Source organism: Pantoea sp. YR525 (assembly GCF_900116775.1).
In the GTDB taxonomy this organism is placed as follows: domain Bacteria; phylum Pseudomonadota; class Gammaproteobacteria; order Enterobacterales; family Enterobacteriaceae; genus Pantoea; species Pantoea symbiotica.
Genome location: NZ_FPBU01000007.1, coordinates 298389 through 319365 on the forward strand (window position 1 = coordinate 298389; position 20977 = coordinate 319365).

At 53.3% G+C, this 20977-nt stretch carries 9 protein-coding genes and 1 pseudogene; 8 read left to right on the plus strand and 2 right to left on the minus strand.

Annotated elements, in window-relative coordinates; all coding sequences use genetic code 11:
• Window positions 1-138: 138 nt before the first annotated feature.
• A complete protein-coding gene (locus tag BM323_RS16220) occupies window positions 139-1029 on the plus strand; it encodes an oxidoreductase (protein ID WP_008110183.1) in 891 nt (296 codons plus the stop codon).
• 207 nt (window positions 1030-1236) lie between these two features.
• Window positions 1237-5127, plus strand: a complete 3891-nt coding sequence (locus tag BM323_RS16225; RefSeq protein WP_091004084.1) for an Ig-like domain-containing protein — start codon at window positions 1237-1239, stop codon at window positions 5125-5127.
• A 182-nt stretch (window positions 5128-5309) separates the two neighbouring features.
• On the opposite strand, the pseudogene BM323_RS24500 reads toward BM323_RS16225, so the two are convergent.
• Window positions 5310-5463: pseudogene (locus tag BM323_RS24500) on the minus strand (Tn3 family transposase); the annotation flags it as partial.
• Window positions 5464-5988: 525 nt separating this feature from the next.
• On the opposite strand from BM323_RS24500, the gene BM323_RS24380 reads away from it, so the two are divergent.
• The 5 genes from BM323_RS24380 to glgX all read left to right on the plus strand — a co-directional run bounded on the left by BM323_RS24380 (window position 5989) and on the right by glgX (window position 15344).
• Complete coding sequence (locus tag BM323_RS24380) at window positions 5989-6756, plus strand: hypothetical protein (protein ID WP_008106360.1); 768 nt, start codon at window positions 5989-5991, stop codon at window positions 6754-6756.
• Window positions 6757-7193: 437 nt separating this feature from the next.
• The gene (gene proP / locus BM323_RS16235) at window positions 7194-8633 is read left to right on the plus strand and encodes a glycine betaine/L-proline transporter ProP (RefSeq protein ID WP_008106356.1); all 1440 of its coding nucleotides are present in this window, start codon (window positions 7194-7196) and stop codon (window positions 8631-8633) included.
• A gap of 335 nt (window positions 8634-8968) precedes the next feature.
• Window positions 8969-10753, plus strand: coding sequence for a malto-oligosyltrehalose trehalohydrolase (gene treZ / locus BM323_RS16240; RefSeq protein WP_008106353.1), 1785 nt, complete (start codon window positions 8969-8971; stop codon window positions 10751-10753).
• Window positions 10750-13236, plus strand: coding sequence for a malto-oligosyltrehalose synthase (treY, locus tag BM323_RS16245; RefSeq protein WP_008106352.1), 2487 nt, complete (start codon window positions 10750-10752; stop codon window positions 13234-13236). Before treZ ends, treY begins: the two co-directional genes overlap by 4 nt.
• Before the next feature lie 35 nt (window positions 13237-13271).
• On the plus strand, window positions 13272-15344 hold the full coding sequence (gene glgX / locus BM323_RS16250; protein WP_008106350.1) for a glycogen debranching protein GlgX: 2073 nt from the start codon (window positions 13272-13274) through the stop codon (window positions 15342-15344).
• A gap of 72 nt (window positions 15345-15416) precedes the next feature.
• Here glgX and BM323_RS16255 read toward each other — a convergent pair whose 3' ends face one another.
• Window positions 15417-18884 carry an autotransporter outer membrane beta-barrel domain-containing protein gene (locus BM323_RS16255; RefSeq protein WP_008106347.1) on the minus strand — a complete coding sequence of 1156 codons (3468 nt, stop codon included), beginning with the start codon at window positions 18882-18884 and terminating at the stop codon, window positions 15417-15419.
• Window positions 18885-19173: 289 nt separating this feature from the next.
• On the opposite strand from BM323_RS16255, the gene BM323_RS16260 reads away from it, so the two are divergent.
• Complete coding sequence (locus tag BM323_RS16260; RefSeq protein ID WP_008106345.1) at window positions 19174-20817, plus strand: methyl-accepting chemotaxis protein; 1644 nt, start codon at window positions 19174-19176, stop codon at window positions 20815-20817.
• The last annotated feature ends 160 nt before the right edge of the window (window positions 20818-20977 follow it).

The following is a 20977-nucleotide window of genomic DNA, read 5'->3' on the forward strand; positions in this document are numbered from 1 at the left end:
CTATTCTTCGCTGCTGAACAGTTAAGGTCATCGCACGCTTTCCAATCAAAGCCTATTCCGTAGCGGCGCGATTTATCGCGCAATGAATTGCGCCGCTACGGTCCCTGCAAGCATTTTGATAATCAGGAGCTTAATAAGATGTCTGAGAATCCCACCATCGCCCTTATTGGACCGGGCGCGATTGGCACCACCATCGCGGCGGCACTGCATGAAGTTGGACGCACGCCAACGATTTGCGGGCGTACCGCGCATCCGCAGCTCGAGCTGCGTCACGACAGCGGCAACATTATTGTTCCCGGCCCGGTGCTGACCAATCCCGCCGAGATCGCGCAGCCGTTCGATCTGGTGTTTGTGGCGGTAAAAACCACTCAGGTTGAGGACACCGCGCCGTGGCTCGCAGCGCTGTGCAATGAAAAAACCGTGGTGTGCGCACTGCAGAATGGCGTTGAGCAGAAAAGCCAACTCGCGCCTTACGTCAATGGCGCGACCGTGCTGCCGTCGGTGGTGTGGTTCCCGGCCCAGCGCGAGCCGGATGCTTCGGTTTGGCTGCGCGAAAAGCCGCGCCTGACGCTGCCAGAAACCCCGCAGGCTGAACGTGTGGTTGCGGCTCTAAAAGATACGCGCTGCGCAGTCGATCTCTCTGCCGATTTTCTTACTATCGCCTGGCGCAAGCTGCTGCAAAACGCAGTTGCCGGTTTGATGGTGCTGTCGAATCGTCGTGCGGGCATGTTCCAGCGCGAAGACATAACCGCGCTGGCGCTGGCCTATTTACAGGAGTGCCTGACAGTGGCACGCGCCGAAGGTGCCGCGTTAAAGGATGAAGTGCCGCAGGAGATTGTCGAACGCTTCCACCGCGCACCGAGTGATTTGGGCACTTCGATCCTTGCCGATCGCCAGGCCGATCGTCCGCTGGAGTGGGATATCCGCAACGGCGTGGTGCAGCGTTATGGTCGGGCACGCGGCATTCCCACACCAATCAGCGATGTGATTGTGCCGCTGCTGGCAGCCGGTAGCGAAGGTCCGGGCTAACTCATCAGATGTACATCACGGCGCGACTCACACGCGCCGTCAATCATCCTTCCTGTTCATGGCGGTAGCCATTTTCCTTATTTATTGTCAGAGATGTCTTAACAAGACCCAGCCTGGGGCTTATATCGCAGAGAGAAAGAATAATTGGGTCGAATTTTTTGATCCCCGGAATTTTCCGGCTTTCTCTCAGCTAATCAGGTCACTGTTATGAATTCATCTGTCAATATCATCGCGGTTCAGGGCAAAGAGGTGGTCGCGGCCGCCGAAGGCACCGCTAACAACGCACCCGCTCATCTCAAAGCACAACCCGGCGCAAAATACCTGCTCGCCGCCGGCACAGAGGGCAAGCCTGCCCCGCTCGACGGCAACGTCATCGTCAAACGTAACGGCAAAAACCTTGAGATTTTCGCCGATGACGATGATTCACGTCCTGAGTTCATCATCGAAGACTATTTCTCTCAGCCCGGCGACATCGCCGCATTGGGGAATGACGGTCAATATCACCTGCTGGTCGCCGAACAGACCGAAAGCAGCGCATTTTTACTCGATGACGGCGCAACACTCGCGCTGATGCCGGGCAGCGCCCTCACCGGCCTGACCGGACTCGCCGTTGCCGCCGGTATTTCCACCGGCTGGCTGATTGCCGGCGGCATCGCCGGTCTGCTGGCGCTAGGCGGCATTGCCGCTGCGGCGGGCGGCGGTGGCGGTGGCGGCGATGAAAGCGGCAACGGCGGCAGCGATGAATTGCCCGTGCCTGCTCCGGCACCCGTCGATATCAGCAACGTAATCATCTCCGATAACGTCGGCAGCGTGCAGGGTCCGGTAGCGCCTGGCGGCGTCACCGACGACGCCCGCGTGGTGCTGGCCGGTAACGGTACGCCGGGCTCGGTTATCCGCATTTATGACAACGGACAGCTGATTGGCAGCACCGTCATTGATGACGCTGGCCTCTGGTCATGGCAGCCGGAGCAGCCGCTGTCGGCTGGCTCGCACGAGCTGAGCTTCAGCGAGGTCAATCCTGCCGGTGAAGAAGGCCCGCTGTCGGCAGGCGTCAGCTTTGAGCTCGACCTCACCGCGCCTGGCCGCGTGGAAAACTTCACCCTGACCGACAAAGTCGGCAGCAGCCACGGCCCGGTTCAGCCCGGCGACACCTTCAACGATACTCGTCCGGTCTTCTCCGGCCGCGCTGAACCAGGTGCAACGGTGGAAATCCGCGACAACGGCGAGCTGATTGGCAGCGCGCTGGTCGGCAGCGACGGCGCGTGGTCGTGGCAGCCGGACACCGACTTCGCCGACGGCGAGCACAACTTCTCGGTCATCGTGGTTGACCCGGCCGGCAACAGCGGCCTGCCGGTTGAATTCGGCAGCGTGATTATCGACAGCGGCCTGGACGAAACGCCGGCCTTCGATACCATCACCGATAACAGCGGTCGCGAGCTGGCCGACGGCGACGCCACCAACGCTAATCCGCTGCGCCTCGGCGGCGAAGGCCAGCCGGGCGACATCGTCACCGTGATTGTCGATGGCGAAGCGGTGGGTTCACTGGTGATCGATGCGGACGGTAGCTGGTCTTATGACCTGGTGCTGCCGAACGAGGGGAACTTTGAGGTCGGCTTTACCATCAGCAACCCTGAAGGCGACCTGGTGGGCCGCTCTGACTCGATTGAGCTGATTTATGACACCACCGCACCCGATGCGCCGGTGCTGGGCAACGTCACCGACGGCGAAGGCAATCCGGTGGTATCGGGCGAATCTAACGTTAAAAATCCAATCTTCAGCGGCAGCGGCGCCAATCCGGGCGATACCGTCTGGCTTTATGATGGTGCAGACCGCATCGGCAGCACCACTGTCGATGAAAACGGCAACTGGCAGATCATCGCACCGACTCTGGAAGAAGGGTCACATGACCTGAACCTGCGCTTTGAAGATGCTGCAGGTAACCTCAGCGATGCGTCAGATAACCTGTATCTGGAATCTGATTTTACCGCACCGACCGCGCCGGTACTGGGTGACGTGCTGGATGAAAACGGCGATCTCGTTTTGCCGGGCGCGTCCAATGTGAAGAATCCTATTTTCAGCGGCGATAATGCGAACCCGGGTGATATCGTTTATCTCTATGACGGCGAACAAAACCCGATCGCCAGCGTTGTGGTCGGAGCCGATGGTAAATGGGAAATCGTGTCACCAGATCTGGATGAAGGTACACATGATTTAAACCTGCGCTTCGAAGATGCCGCTGGCAACCTGAGCGACGCTTCTGACAGCCTGCAACTTGAGATTGATCTGACCGCGCCAGACGCGCCTGTCATTGCTGATGTCACTGACGAATACGGTAATGTGATTCAGCCGGGTGACTCCAATGTTAAAAACCCGGTATTCAGTGGCACCGGCTCCGCAGGTGACATTGTCTATCTCTATGATGGCAACAACACGCCAATCGCCAGCAGCGTTGTGGGCAGCGATGGTCGCTGGGAAATTGTTTCTCCAGATTTAGATGAGGGTTCACATGATTTAAATCTGCGCTTTGAAGATGCTGCAGGAAATCTCAGCGATCCTTCGGCGAGTTTCAATCTTGAAACCGACCTCACTGCTCCTGATGTGGCTGTGGTAGAGAGCATCAGTGACAGTTCAGGTACGGTAAAAGGTGATTTGGCTGATGGCAGCTGGACCGATGAAAAAAATCCAGTCTTCAGCGGTAAAAGTAACGAAGCGGGTCTTATCGTAGAACTGCTGGATAAAAACAACAATGTGATTGGGACCGCCATCACCGATTCGCTGGGTAACTGGACAGTAACGCCTGGAACCGCGCTGACGAACGGTGACTGGGAACTGCGGGTTCGACTGACGGATGCGGCGGGTAACAGCAGCACCTCAAATGCCACTACGTTACACATTGATGATACCGTTCCGGCTGTGTCCTCTATCACTACTGTGATTGATAATTACGGTCTTGATACCGGTGTCATTGCCAATGAGGGCGTCACCGATGATCTGCGCCCAATGCTACAGGGAAAAGGTCCTGAAAATGGCACGGTGATCCTGTTCCAGGATGGTGTGGAAGTGGGCCGTATTGATGTAGATGTTAACGGTGACTGGAGCTGGCAGCCAGGCAATGACCTGTCATTTGACAACTATGCTTTTACGGTTAAATCGCTGAGCCAGTCTGGCGTAATCAACGACCAACTGAGCGATGAATATGTCGTTAAAGTGGCCGAAAATGCTGTTGAAGGTTTTGAATCATTTACCCCAGGCTCTAGTTTTGCTTCTGGCACTAAAATGACAGATTTCACTATTAATTACTCACCGAATGTTGCCACTCTTATAGGAACGGGTGATCGTGGCCCTGAATTTAGCGGTAACTTCTTAACGTTCAGACAAGGCGATATTGATATTGATATCGAACTCGATGACTTAGCCTACAAAATGAGTTTTTCCCTGTTTGGTATGAGTGGTCCGAATTATGAAGGTTATGTCACGTTTTATGACCAAAATGGTCAGGAGCTGGATAAAGTCCCAATTGGTGGTGGCTCTCTGATTTTCAGCTATGACAGCAAACCGGGCGAACTTATTTCGAAAGCGACGGTTACCGTACGCAACGATACCAGCGGTTTCGATCTGGATAACATTCAGGTCTACAAAGCCAACGCTGCCGATATCGCCGCGAACACGATCTCCAGCTTCGGAGCAAGTGAGGATGACTCATCATTCCTCCTATCAGGTCACCAGCTGATGCTGACAAACCATGAAAGCGTATTTGATTTCGCCTCTCTGGCCGAAGAGCATCAGCAGCAGGAAATTCACAGCATTTCGCTCGAAGGTCACGGCATCAACATGCTCAACATCAGCGCCGCAGATGTACTTGCATTCGGCAATGAAGATCTCTTCCTGCACGATGGCAGCAAGCAGCTGATGATCAACGGCGATGCCGGCGATATCGTTAATCTGGAAGCGCTGTTGCCGGATGGCGCAACAGCCAGCAGCTGGAACAACCTGGGTGCAATCACGGTTGGCGGCGTCAGCTACGACGTTTACCACAGCGACGTTCAGGATGTGGAGCTGTTGATCCAGCAAGGTATGCAGGTCAACAATAACCATTAATCCGTTCTGCTGACGTTATCAAACCCGCCTTTAGTGGCGGGTTTTCTTTTATTGAGCACATTAAAAGCGCCACGCCGCATACAGCACGCCGTTCGCCTGCACACTTTCTCTATACCGGCTCCGGCATCGTAACGTGCCAAACCGCTGCGCGACGACTGCGCTGTCGTGACACCATATTGCGTCTGCATGTTAAGCGTGTTCCACACTACCACTGCTGCTAGTGATCAGCCCCAGTGACCCCAGTTGATCTTGCTCCTCTTGACCTAAGCGTTTTCTAATTTCACCAAGTTGTCTGTAACAACAGGCTCGGACCACGGCGTGACGGCCTTCTCCCCGGTAGAATCCGGACCTGACTGTATTTACCTGATAGTAGGAGTTTTGGAGCCATTGACACGGAATAAATGATAAAAGGGCAACTGATTGATTATCATATAGTAACAAAACCCTGAAGAATAAAACCCTCTTATCGCAGTTCGAAAATTCATTGAGCTGAATTTAATTTGGAAAATTGGAATGCCTAATAATCAATAATTTATTTCATTGAAAAAACTTACACAACAGCAACTTAACAACCCTTAGCAACTTAATAATAAAAAAACCTTGCAGAAGCCATAAGTCCGTTCTATTTTTTATATAAATTAAATAACAGTATAAAAACCCTTTTAAAATTCCAACCTCTCTAAAGATCTAAATTTTAACAAATTACATGATAATTATTTTCCCAAAAAAATTCAGCCAAAAACAAATAACACCCATTCTTTAAGAGATTATTTTTAAATGTGCAACAAGAACAGTCGTCATATTGAACGATGAGAGTTATACCTCCCTAAATTACACATACAATACAGTAAGGAATTAAACATGAACAACCTCGACATAAAAGAAGAAATTAAAAAACATATCACACCTAAAACGTTAGTTGCGGCTAGAGAGGTAATGGTATATAGAGAGCAAGACCAAGATGACAATCAAGAACCTACTGATTCAAATAATGATATAGATTTTAACCCTGATTATTTAGTCAAAAAGGTTTCTGAATATCAAGGCATAGTTGATAGCATAGATTTTGGAAACGGACCTTATAAGTTCTTAAATCAGCAAACATCAATTGATTTTTTGTTGAAATTAATTGTATTTAATCATGAGTATAATGGTTCAAGAGTGAACTATCAGTTCATGCATGAGTTACTTTCCACTGTAGTTAAAAATATCAATCCGATAATGCCTACAGCAAATTTCTCAAAGGAGAATTTGCAAGCCTTAAATACATTCGGGTTTGAAATTGATGATGATTATGTACATATAAATTTAGACTCAATTGTTTCAATGAATCTTTCTAAAGATTTTTTTGATGATGAACAATGTGATAATAGCCAAAGTATAAAGCAAAGTAAAAAAGAGGATGTTACTTTCGAGATTTTTAATAATATCATTGGCAGCTTAAAAGAATCACTTAAAATAGTACTTGTTTCAACACCTAACAAAGAAGGAGTTAACAAATCTGACCTTATTGATTTTCTAAATTCTTCTTCAATTCCTATTTTGGAAAATTCGTTTTTGACTGAAACTGAAAAGCATCTTAAATCGGAATTGAAAAATTATTTCTCTGAAGATGAAGAGCAAGAATAAGTTTAATATGTTACAGGGCGCATCCTGCGCGCTGGCGCTGTGCACCACCTTAAATTCGTACTGCGTGAGGTAAGGCACGATCATCTGGGCTAGCCGATGATCGTCCTCAATTAACAGAACGGAGGTCATTTAATTTTTCCAGGCAGAATAGTTACGCAGATGAGTTAAAGACAGCGTGAGAAGGCAATTAGTTTCGCTTCTGCATCGGCCAGGTGCGCATGAATGTGAACCCTACAAAATCCCGCATGATCGACTTTAATTTATTTCGACCGCTCGCAACAGCCGCATCTTCCAGTGTTTTATCCCGCCAACTTGCAGGATATAGAAATCTTTACTAGGGTTTGCGCTTCTTCTGCCTCTTATAGCTTTCTTTTCCATTGAAGAAATTACGGCTGCGAAAGCTATGAGATCGCGCCATTTTCTAACCTGGGGAATATATGAGCACAGGAACGGATACAAATAATTCAACCACATCCAGTGGCTTAACCGTTGATGACATCACCGTCATCGACAACAAATTACTTAAACGCGCGGTCAGTGCCGCCGCGTTAGGTAACGCGATGGAGTGGTTTGATTTCGGCGTCTACAGCTATCTCGCCGTGATCATTGGCCAGGTGTTCTTTGCCGATGCCAGCGCTGCCGCGCAGTTAATCGCTTCGTTCGGTACCTTTGCTGCGGCGTTTTTAGTGCGTCCGATTGGCGGCATGGTGTTTGGTCCGCTCGGCGACCGCATTGGTCGTCAGAAGGTGTTGGCGTTAACCATGATCATGATGTCGATCGGTACCTTCTGTATTGGTCTGATCCCGAGCTACGCCAGCATTGGTATCGCCGCGCCGATTCTGCTGCTGCTCGCGCGCTTGCTGCAGGGCTTCTCCACCGGCGGTGAATATGGCGGTGCCGCTACCTTTATCGCGGAATACTCCACCGATAAGCGTCGCGGCTTTATGGGCAGTTTTCTGGAGTTCGGTACGCTGGGCGGCTATCTGTTAGGCGCCAGTTTGGTCACCGCGATGATCGCCTTCTTACCGCATCAAACCATGATGGATTGGGGCTGGCGTGTGCCGTTCTTCCTTGCTGCGCCGTTAGGGCTGTTCGGCTTGTACATCCGCTTAAAGTTGGAAGAGACGCCTGCGTTTAAAGATCACATGGATAAACGCGAAGAGATGGAGCACAACAAACCGCGTCTGAGCGTGTGGCAGATGCTGCGCGATCAGCGTAAACCGCTGCTGAAATGCATTGGTCTGGTGCTGCTGTTCAACGTCTCCAACTATATGCTGACCGCCTATATGCCGAGCTATTTAACCGGCGTACTGGGGATGAGTGAATTATCCGGCTTGATGTTGGTAATGGTGATTATGTTCATCATGATGCCATTGACGTTGATGTGGGGACATTTAACCGACCGCATTGGCCGCCGCCCGGTGATTGGTTTAGGCGCGCTGGGCTTAATTGTGCTGGCGATCCCGAGCTACATGCTGATTGGTTCTGGCAACATGCTGCTGGTATTTGCCGGATTGGCGATTCTGGGCTTGTTGCATACCTGCTTCAGCGGCACCATGCCGGCAACGTTACCGGCGCTGTTTGTCACCGATATTCGTTACAGCGCGCTGGCGATTGGTTTTAACTTATCGGTTTCGCTGTTTGGTGGTACTACACCGCTGATTACCGCATGGCTGGTGGATACCACGCACAATAATCTGATGCCGGCGTATTACATGATCGGTGCCGGGATTATTGGTCTGCTGACGGTATTAACCTTGAGTGAAACGGCGCGTAAACCGCTGAAAGGTTCATCCCCTGCGGTGGCGACAGAAGCAGAAGCGCATCGTTTGATCGATAAGCTGCGTAAACGCAAGGTGAAACATAAACCGGCGTAGATCGCAGGCCGCATCAATAGAGGTCGCCATGAATGGCGACCCTACGGGTGATTTTGTAGGGTCGCCATTTATGGCGATCTTGTGAGAGTCCGGCGCAGTTTGTAGGGTCGTCATTTATGGCGACCTCATCTAACCGAAGCGTAAAAATCCCCCGCTTATTCGATAATTTCCGAAACCCACCTGAAATCCACCTTCTCGCGCCAGAAAAGGCGAAAATATCGACTATGATCTGTAGTCCGACCCAACGTTAGTCCCCATTTTTATATCGTTTTCAGCCAGTAGCGAATCGCTTGATGTCGTCCATTGCCCCTGCGTGGGCTAAACGAGGCAATTGAATGGAATTCAGATCATTTGAAAAATCCTGGGGCGCTGAGATTCTTGCTGATGGCAGCGTCCGTTTTCGTGTTTGGGCACCCGGACAGCAGCACATCACCTTAAGAGTTGCCGACCATGATTCGGCCATGATTGACGCGGGCGACGGTTGGTTTGAGCTGCAAGTCAGCGGCGTGACGCCTGGAGCAGAGTATAACTTTGTGCTGGACGATGGCACGGTGGTGCCCGATCCCGCCGCCCGCGCGCAAAAGGCTGACGTTAACGGTCCTTCGCTGGTAGTCGATCCACAAAGCTATCGCTGGCAGCATACCGAATGGCAAGGTCGTCCGTGGCACGAAACGGTGGTGTATGAGCTGCACATCGGCACCTTTACACCAGAAGGCACTTTCCAGGCGGCGATAGCCAGGCTGCCGTGGCTGGCTGAATTGGGCATCACGCAGCTGGAAGTGCTGCCGGTTTCACAGTTTGGCGGCAATCGCGGTTGGGGCTACGACGGCGTGTTGCTCTACGCTCCGCATGCGGCTTACGGATCGCCGGATGATTTCAAAGCCTTTATCGATGCCGCGCACGCGCACGGCTTGTCGGTGGTGCTGGATATCGTGCTCAACCACTTTGGCCCGGAAGGCAATTATCTGCCGCTGCTGGCGCCGGAATTTTTCCATCAGGAACGCATGACGCCGTGGGGCGCGGGCATTGCTTATGATGTCGATGCAGTGCGGCGCTACATCGTCGAAGCGCCGCTCTACTGGCTGCAGGAGTTTAATCTGGATGGGCTGCGCTTTGATGCCATCGACCAGATTGAAGACAGCTCTAGCAAGCATGCCTTGATTGAGATTGCCGAACGCATCCGTCAGGCGATTCCCGAGCGCCCTATCCATCTCACCACTGAAGATTGCCGCAACGTCATCTTCCTGCATCCGCGCGACAAACAGGGCAACGCGCCGCTGTTTACCGGCGAGTGGAACGATGATTTTCACAATGCGGTGCACGTCTTCGCCACCGGTGAAACCCACGCCTATTACGAAGATTTCGCCGACGTGCCAGAGAAACTCGTGGCGCGCGTGCTGACCGAAGGCTTTGCTTATCAGGGCGAGCTGTCGCCGCAGAGTGGGCAACGGCGCGGCGTGCCGAGCGCCAGCCAGCCGCCGGTGGCGTTCGTCGATTTCATCCAGAACCACGATCAGGTCGGTAACCGCGCGCAGGGCGATCGCTTGATCAACCTGGCGGGCAGCGATCGCACCAAAGTGCTGCTGGCGACGCTGCTGCTGTCGCCGCACATTCCGCTGCTGTTTATGGGCGAAGAGTATGGCGAAACCAATCCCTTCCTGTTCTTCACCGATTTCCACGGCGATTTGGCCAAAGCGGTGCGTGAAGGTCGCGCGAAGGAGTTCACCGGTCACGCCGGGCATGACGAAGAAGTGCCGGATCCTAACGCTGAGCAGACCTTCATCCGCTCGAAACTTGACTGGAATAAGCTGCAAACGCCTGCGGGCCAGAGCTGGCTGGCGTTAACACGCGAGCTGCTGGCGCTGCGTCAGCAACACATCGTGCCGCTGCTGGCGGATGCGGGTGGCAACAGCGGCAAGGTGCTCGCCACTGCGGAAGGCTTTGTTGCCGTCAGCTGGCGTTTCCCGCAGGGCGAGCTGTCGCTGGCGCTGAATATCGGCAAGCAGACGCAACCTTTACCCACCATGCCAGGCCGCACGATTTTCGCCTGGCCGCAAGAAACTGAAGCATTACCCCAAAACACCATTGTGGTGCGTTTGGATCAGGGAGCAACAAAATGAGCATTCCAACCGCGACGTACCGCATTCAGTTTCGCAACGGCATGACCTTTGATCGCGCTGCGGCGCTGGTGCCTTATCTGCAACGTCTTGGCATCAGCCATCTTTACGCGTCGCCGATTTTCAGCGCCACCGCCGAATCCACTCACGGTTACGATGTGACCGATGCCAATGAGATCGAGCCGGCGATTGGCGGGCGTGACGGCTTCAATCGTCTGGTTGAAGCGTTGCAGGACGCCGAGATCGGCTTGATTCTCGACATCGTGCCCAACCATATGGCGGCTTCGCTGGAGAATAACTGGTGGCGCGATGTGATTGAGTACGGCGAGAGCAGCCGCTATGCCAATCACTTTGACATCGACTGGACGCGCCGCCTGACGCTGCCGTTTCTCGGCGACAGCTTCGAAAACGTGCTGGAAAACGGTGAGCTGAGCATCAAAGCGCATCCGGAAACCGGCCATCCGGCACTGGCCTATTACGACAGCTTTTACCCGCTGACGCCCGCCAGCTGGCAGGATCGCGCCGACGAGGTGCTGGCGATCACCGATGCCAAAGCGATTGCCGAACTGCATGATCAGCAGCCGTGGCGCTTGATCAGCTGGCGCGATGCACGCAGCGAGCTCTCTTATCGCCGCTTCTTTGAGATCACCGGTTTAGTCGGCGTACGCGTTGAGGATGAAGCGGTGTTTGCCGATTCCCACCAGCTGATTCTTGAGCTGGTGCGCTCGGGCGCGGTCAGCGGATTACGCGTCGATCACGTTGATGGCCTTGCCGATCCGCAAGGTTATTTGCGCCAGCTGCGCCAGGCCACCGGCCCGGATTGCTATATCACGGTGGAAAAAATTCTCGCCGAAGGGGAACAGATTCCTGACGACTGGCCGATTTCCGGCACCACCGGCTACGAATTTATTGCCGCGCTGTCGCACGCGCTGGTCAATGATTCGCAGATCGATACGCTGCATCTGGCGTATGAAGCTATTACCGGACAACGAAACGACGTTGAAGGCGGACTGCGCGTGGCGCGCGAATTGATGGTCGATCGCAATTTCGCCGGTGAGTTTGCGCGTTTACTCAAGCTGGCGACACAGATTGCCACTTCTGAACATCGCAACCTCGGTGAAGCGGAGCTGCACGTCGCGCTGCGGGAAATCCTCATTGCCTTCCCGGTGTATCGCACCTACGGCCAGCAGGACGGTATGCCACTGGAAGGCGAAGAACTGCTGCAACAGGTGCTGGAAATCGTGAAAAACAGCGCGTCGCCCACGGTACTGAGTTTGCTGCAGGCGATGCTGCTGGGCGCGGTTTCCGAAGAGAGCGAAAAAGATGCGCATGAATTCCGCGTGCGCTTCCAGCAGTTGACCGGACCGCTGATGGCGAAGTCGGTGGAAGACACGCTGTTCTTCCGCAATCACGTGGCGTTAGCCATCAATGAAGTTGGCGCAGAGCCGCTACCGCATGCTTTCTCGCTGGCGCATTTCCACAGCGAGATGCAAACGCGGCTGCAACAACAACCCGATGGCATCTCTTCCACTTCAACCCACGACACCAAGCGTGGCGAAGATGCGCGTGCGCGGCTGTACACGCTGAGCGAAGCGCCAGCGCTGTGGGCGGAACACGTGACGCGCTGGCGGCAGATTAATCAGGCGCAGGTGGTTGAGCTGGAAGATGGTGCCGCACCGGAACCGGCGGTGGAATGGATGCTGTATCAGGCGTTAGCCGGCGTATGGCCGACCACCTTGCAGCCGCAGGATGCTAGCCAACTCGAAGAGCGCTTTATTCCCTTTGTCGAGAAAGCATTACGCGAAGCCAAGCTACGCACCGACTGGGCAGAGAGCAATGAAGCCTACGAAAACGCGGTGCTGGATTACGCACGCCATCTGCTTTCACCGGCTAATCAGCTGTTCCTCAGCGACTTCAGCCACGCGTTGCAGCCATTTATCCAGGCCGGACTGATCAATAGCCTGACGCAAACGGTGATCAAACTCACCGCGCCGGGCGTGCCGGATATCTATCAGGGCAGCGAAGCGCTGGATTTCAGCCTGGTCGATCCCGACAACCGCCGCACGCCTGACTTTGATCTGCTGGAACAGCAGCTTGAAGAGTCTGAATCTCCCGATTTCAACGACGCGCAAAACTGGCTGAGCGGCAAACTGAAACAAGAGGTGATTGCCCGCCTTCTGCATCTGCGCCGCGATTATCCGCAGCTATTCCGCGTGGGTGATTATCAGCCGCTGCAGGTTAGCGGCGAACATCAGGAGAAAGTTATCGCCTTTGCGCGTCAGGATAGCGACCACGCGCTGCTGGTGATCCTGCCGCGCCTGAGTTTCGACAACGCACAGTGGACACAAACCGAAGTAGTTCTGACTGAATCACTCGCCCATCGCCACTATCGCAACTTATGGACAGGCGCAAGCGTGGCGATCGGCGATTACATCGCGCTGGATGAGGCGGCCTCAAGTGCGCCGTTGGTGCTGCTAAGCAGCTGATGCATTACCCGATTAATCTGTGTGGAGAATAATGGATGACAAGTAAGCCTCTAGAAATTACAGCAGGTTCGGGACAAGTGCTTGGCGCTAACTTTGATGGCCAGGGCGTGAACTTTGCACTGTTTTCGGCCTGCGCTGAGCGAGTTGAGCTGTGTTTGTACGATGAAAGCGGCGAAAACGAAATCGCCCGCTTCGATTTGCCGGAATATACCCATGAAGTGTGGCACGGCTATATTCCCGACTTGCAGCCTGGCGCGCTCTATGGTTATCGCGTACACGGCCCGTATGAGCCGGAAAATGGCCATCGCTTTAACCCCAACAAACTGTTGCTCGACCCTTACGCGCGCGAACTGGCGGGCGAACTGCAGTGGGATGAGTCGCACTTCGCGTATGACCTGCACGATGACGAGAAGGATTTAAGTTTCGATACCCGCGACAGCGCGCCGTTTACGCCGAAATGCGTGGTCATCGATCCCAATGAATTCGACTGGCAGGATGCCAATCGCCCGAATATTCCGTGGTCGAAAACGGTGATTTATGAAGCGCACGTGAAAGGCTTCAGCCAGCTCAATCCGGCGGTGCCCGAAGAGATGCGCGGCACTTACGATGGTTTAAGCAATCAGGCTTCGATCGATTACATCAAAAGCCTCGGCGTAACCACCGTGGAGCTGCTGCCAGTGCACGGTTTCCCGGACGATCAGCATCTGCTGGATCGCGGTCTGAAAAACTTCTGGGGCTACAACACGCTGGCCTTCTTCGCGCCAGCCACACGCTACTTTGGACCGCGCGGCATTCAGGGCTTCCGCGATATGGTGCGCGCCTTCCACGATGCCGGTATCGAAGTGATTCTGGATGTGGTCTATAACCACACCGCCGAGGGCAATGAACTCGGTCCAACTTTGTCGTTTAAAGGCATCGATAACTACTCCTATTACCGCACGCTGCCGGATCAGCATCGCTACTACATCAATGACACCGGCACCGGCAACACCGTGAATACCTCGCATCCGCGCGTGCTGCAGATGATTCTGGATTCGCTGCGTTATTGGGCCGAATCGATGCACGTTGATGGCTTCCGCTTCGATCTCGGCACCGTGCTGGGACGCGAGCCGGAAGGCTTTGACCAGCGCGGCGGCTTCTTTGACGCCATCATGCAGGATCCGGTGCTGTCAAAACTGAAGCTGATTGGTGAGCCGTGGGATATCGGGCCGGGCGGCTATCAGGTTGGCGGCTTCCCGCCAGGCTGGGCGGAGTGGAATGATAAGTATCGCGATACGGTGCGTGAGTACTGGAAAGGTGACATGGTCACGAATGATTTCGCCGCGCGCCTGCTCGGTTCCGGCGATCTCTACGATCAGCGCGGTCGCCGTCCGTGGGCCAGCATCAACTTCCTTACCGCGCATGATGGCTTCACGCTGAACGATTTGGTGTCGTACAACGAGAAACACAATGAAGCCAACGGTGAAGACAATAACGACGGCCATAACGAGAACCGTTCGTACAACTACGGCGCGGAAGGCCCAACGGACGATGAAGGCATTAACGCGGTGCGCGAGCGGCAGAAACGCAACTTCCTCGCCACGCTGCTGTTCTCCCACGGCACGCCGATGCTGCTGGCGGGCGATGAGTTTGGTCGTAGCCAGCTCGGCAACAACAACGGTTATTGTCAGGACAGCGAAATTTCCTGGCTGCATTGGGAAAACCTGCCGCCTTCCGCTGATGCGCTGCGCGACTTTACCCGGCATGTTCTGGCGTTAAGGGCTAAACAGCCGCTGCTGCGACGTGAGAGCTGGCGCGATGGTATGGAAATCAAATGGTTTAACGCCGGTGGCGGCTTCCAGCAGGCCGATCAATGGGATGATGGCACCACGCTCGGAGTGTATCTCGGTCGCCCGGATTTAGAGACGGAGGAAGGTATCTGGCATGACGTGTTAATGCTGTTTAATCCGTACGAAGGCAACGTACCGTTCCGTATTCCACAGTTTGGTGAAGGCGGCTGGGTGCTGGAGCTATCGACTTCAGAAGGCGTTGAGAAGGGATTGGTGATTACTAAAGAGAAGGATTTCGAGCTGGAAGGCCGCAGTCTGGCGCTGTTCCGCAGGCCGTAATGATCAATGAGCCGGTGCGAACCGGCTCATTGTCGTAGGGTCGCCATTCATGGCGACCTGCTACCCAACCAATCAGAAATTAACCTTCACGCCCACCATCGCGCTGGTATCGCTGTAACCTTTATCCCCCATCTGCTGACCAATATTGCCCCACAGATTGACGGTTTGATTCAGCTTGGCATCGACACCCACTTTCACTTCGCCGAGGTTGCGAGCGCCAGCTTGCTGAACGCTGACGCCATTCATGCTGCTGCCGTAGCTTTCGGTGTTATGCACCCAGTTGGCTTCGATAAACGGTTCGAAGGTGCGGTTTTTGCCATCATCAATGGCGTTGTGGCCTTTGATATAGGCGCGCACACCCAGACGCGTTTGCACGTTATTGTCACCTTCACCGACCACGCGCGTACCGTTGTGCTCTTTATGGTCATCCGCTTTCACGCCCATCCATGTCGCCTGCGCTTTCGGTTGCAGATAGAAGCTGGAACGCTCGCTCATCTCCGCAACTTTGAAGGCGTAGCCAGCTTCAACGGAGGCGGTAAAGCCTTTGGATTTGTAGCTCTCTTCCGCGATGCCATCACCTTTCACGCTGTTATCGAACCAGTTGTAAAGCATCCAGCTGTCAACATACGCACCAGTCTTATCCTCGTTATCCTGCAACCAGGTCGCGTAAAAGCCGGTGCTGTAACCGTGCACCTGACCTTTCGACGTGTAACCCGTTACGTTGGAGTGCGTGTTACTTTGCGCATTGGCGTAGCCGCCCATGACGCCAAGGTGGAAACGGTCCGCGCCGTTGCTGCTCCACTGAGCGATATCGCCGCCCAACTGCATCACATAACGGTTGCCGGTGGTTTTCAGCTGGCCAGAGCTATCGCTGAAGCGCGTGTGTCCACCTGCGTTACGCAGCCACAGGCTGGTGGCGTGTTTCTTACCATCTGCGCCGATGTAGTGCGTCTCGCCTAAGCGATCATCCAGCGAAGTGGTGAACAGCGTGTTCGCTGCCGCAAGGTTGGCTGCGTAGCTGCCAGTTTCCGGACGCGTAATCGGTTTGCCTTTAACCGGTACTGCTCCAGAACCACTTCCGATTGGTGCGCCTGAACCGCCGCCAATTGGGGCACCTGAACCGTCACCCACCACCGGAGCGCCAGTGTCGCCACCTACGCCGCCGACCACATCATCACGCAGTACCCATTTATTGCCATCTTGCACTAAATGATAATCGTAGGCGCCCGCCACAATACGGCCCTGCTGAGCAAAGGTACCGTTGACGTTGCCATCGACACGAATCAGTTCGATGCCGTTAATGGTTGGCGCGCCTGTGCCGCCCGCATTCTGCACCACAACTTTGCTGTTACCGCTGTAATCGCCGGTAATAATGAGATCGTCCGTGACTGAAGAGTCATCACCTAAATGGGTTTTGAAATCGAGCGTGCCGTTATTACTGGTCAGATTGCCGACCGTGACTTCGCTGTAACCGGTACCCGGCGCCGTCATGTTCAGGGTGCCGTTATCCAGCGTCAGATTATCGACGGCGGAGCTTTTGCTGACATTCCAGGCGCTGCCGTTTGAGACGTTCAGCGTTTCCAGTGAACTCGTCGCACCGTTCCACACGGAATTGTTGTCGAGGTTGATGATGTTTTTCGCGGTGTTGGCGCGATCAATGATTACATCACCGTTAAATACCGAGCCGTTATCGCCAGTGAGTTCGACATTACTCAGCACACCGGCAGTATTGCCAGCACCTGCGGATAACAGCGTTGCGCCGGTTAACAAGGTGCCTGATGTCGTTACCTGAGTGTTCGCCGTTCCCGTTACCATCATCGCGGTACCTTCAGGCGAAGTGACAGCACTGTCGGTCAGAGATAGAGTGTTATTGCTGATAGCGTCTGACTTGAACATTAAAGCTGTGTTGTTCGCACCCTGCATAGCGATCTGAGAGTTACTCATCTCAACGTTATTATCACCTGCAGCCGAGCCCATGGTAAGGCCAGTCGACATATCCAGTGCGTCCTGGCTTTCAATATTCACGCGCAAATTCTTCGCGACAATATTACTTCCACCGTATGCCTGAAGACCGCCACCTCTGACTGCACTGTTTATTTCCACATTATCCAGCGTTGAATGAACCCCGACTAACTGAATGCCGTTAACATTGGTTCCTGTGGTATTTACCTGGACATTTTTCGCGTTGAATGCTGTACCTGCTCCATTTGCATAAATCCCCGCCGCAACTTTAGCTTGTGACCCATCATTATTAATTATCACGTTGTCGAGATTAATTGCGCCATTGGAATAGCCGTATACAGTTGTCGCTCCACCACTAAGAGTGGCGTTATTGATATTTAATGCGCCCCCATTAATTGCCTGAACCGTTGAAGTTCCTCCCGTCGTCGTTACGCTGCCACCATCATAATTAACCACGGCATTACCGCCATTGGCACGAAGACCATAAGAGTTTACGCGATCGGTGAAGATATTGGTGTTGGTCAGATTAACCGTGCCACCACCGTAAGCTAACACCGCTTCTGCGGACGCTCCTGACGTAGTGATGTTGCTGTTATTGACGTTCAGAACGCTGCCTGCGCCTGCCGCTTTAGCTCCATTTGAAAAGTGACCTTCAGCGGTAATCTCGCTGTTATTCACCGTTATCTGAGCGCCGCCTGAAGCAAAGAGCGCATGTGCGGTATCACCTGTCGTATGGATGAGGCTGTCACTGATGGTGGTATTGCCAGCTGCTCCCGTACTAACCACACCGATAGCACCTTCTCCTACTGTGTTGACTGAGCTGTTAGTCAGCGTCACGTAGCTATTGACGTTTTGTACGCCATAAGCGGTATTACCCTTGGTGGTGACGTGCGCACCGTCGCCCGATACAGTAGCGCCATCTTTGATATAGATACCTTGCGCACCATTCGCCGCAGTCTCAACGGTGCTATTTGTAAGAGTAACTTTTCCCGCTGTACCCGCAGCGACAATGCCGGTTGCATTCGCGCCTGTGGTAGTCACGGAGCTATTCGCCAAACTCACAGAACCATTACTGGTTTGAATCCCATAGGCGGTTGTACCGCTGGTGGTGATATGCACACCATCACCGGTTACGCTACCCGCGCCTTTGGCATAGATGCCTTGCGCACTAGTGCCCGCAGTATTGATTGTGGTGTTATCCAGTTTAATGGTGGCATTGGTATCAACGAAGGCACCAAAGCCAGCTGCAGCAGTAGTGGTGACGCTACCGTTGCTGAAATTAATTACACCGTTGTTAGTGGCACTCAATCCACGCGCGAACTCACCTGAACCTGTCGCGGTAATGTCCTGTCCGTCATAAGTCAGGGTTGCACCATTTGCGATAATTGATACTGCAAATACAGAGGGCGACGCTAAGGCCAGTGCCAGAGCAACCCCAGAAATAGCAAACGTTTTATAAGTTGAGTTACCTGCCGCAATAGCTAAGGAACTTGATTTAACTTTGCCTTTAGCCAGTTCTGAAGCCACAACAAAACGCTGCATCGCTGCATTCCAGACCACACGAAATACTTTATTCATAGGATTGACTCTCTCTATACCCAGCAATTTTTAACCATTGCCGAAATGATAAAGAGCAGGTCTGTAGGGAAATATCGGAGCAGGCGCGGAGTCTTGTAGTCCTTTACTTATCACGCATCAGAATCAGTAACCTGTGTAGGAAGATGTTAATAATTGGTGTGATAAATAACCGAAGGCATAAATCATCGATAAAAAAATTAACTAATTTCCTCAAACTGCCGATGGTTATTAATCTGCCCTCTACCCTGTGCCGCCAAAGCCGGGATGCCTTAAGATTAAGGATAATAAAATGAACATCTCCCAACGTCTGTTTGCCACCTTTTCCATACTGTTTGCTGCCATCATCCTACAAGCTGTGCTCGCCATTTCTCTGCTTTCAGGTTTTCAGGATCGTTTTGAATACGTGCAGGCCAATGCGATTCCCTCGATCAAAGATCTTGGCAAATTGATTGATGGCAGTAACCAGCTGGCCCTAACGCTGTACAAACACAAAAGCCAGACCGACGACAGTAAAATGCCGTCGATTGAGAATGAGATCCAAAAACAGCTGGCGGATTTGAAATCACAAACCGATTACTACATGGCTAACGATATATCCAATGATGAAGATAAGCGCTTAACGGAAGTTGCTTACACCAATATTGAGCGTGTCATTGCAGCGCTTCCGCCCTTCTTAGCGGCATCACGCGCCCATCAGAATGACATTAGTCTGGATTTGATCACCGGACAAACCGGCATCGGTGCCGCAATCCGACAGCTGATAAGTGATTATCAAAAACAGCTGCAGCTGAATATCACCATCGGCGATGAACTGCGCGCCACCAACCGCAGCACCTTCCATTCGGTGCTGTGGACCACCATTGCTGGCGTTATCGCGACCGTGCTGATTTTTGGTGTGCTGTCGCTGTTCACCGTACTGCGCATTCGTCGCAGCTTATCTGCAGCGGGCAAGGTGATGATGACCGCCAGCGAGAACCTTGATTTAACCTTGAAGGCGGATGAAAGTCGTCGTGATGAAGTGGGCAACATGGCGCACTCGTTTAACATCCTAATGGATCGCGTATCAGGCGCCCTCTCGTCCGTGCGTCAGGCGTCACAATCGGTTAGCAGCGCATCGGTGCAGATCACCGCAGGCAATGAAGATCTTTCATCACGTACAGAACAGCAGGCGGCATCGCTGGAACAAACCGCCGCAAGCATGACCGAACTGAGTGAAACGGTACGTCAAACCGCCGATAACACGCGCCAGGCGAGTCAGCTTGCTGCTAACGCCAGCGGATTGTCGGAGAAGAGCAGCACATCACTGACCACCATGCTTTCAACCATGGATAACATTCGTGGTAGCTCGCGCAAAGTGACCGAAATTGTTTCGATCATTGAAGGCATTGCTTTCCAGACCAATATTCTGGCGCTCAATGCTGCCGTTGAAGCCGCACGTGCCGGTGAGCATGGCAAAGGATTCGCCGTGGTCGCCGGTGAAGTGCGTAACTTATCGCAGCGTTCCACCACCGCCGCGCGTGAAATCAAGACGCTGATTGAAGAGTCCCATCGTTTGACCGAAGCCGGTGCCGCGCAGGCCAGCGACGTGGGTCGCAATATGAGCGTAATGAATGATGCGATTCATCAGGTGAGCCAGCTGGTGGAAGAGATTGCCGCCGCCGCCGTTGAGCAGAGCCAGGGCATTGTGCAGGTGCAGCAAGCGGTGAATCAGATGGACGATGTCACGCAGCAGAACGCCGCGCTGGTGGAAGAAGCTTCTGCCGCTTCGCAGTCGCTGCAGGAGCAAGCCGGAAATCTGAATCAACTGGTGGGAAAATTCCATGTTGCGGGTGTAGGCGAGGTTAATCAGACGCATGCTGTGGTGCGGAAGGTTTCATACGTTAAGCCCTCGCGCGTTGCGGTGGTGAATGACGCGGATTGGCAGAGTTTTTAAGGTGTTTTAACCGGTGCGCATGAATGCGCACCCTACGGCAATGTAGGGTCGCCATTCATGGCGACCTAACTGCATCTGCCTGGCAAAACTCTGCAATATTTCACCCGCTATTAGTCGTTCCACTCCTCTCTTTTGAACAAAAATTAGCGTTCATCCCGCT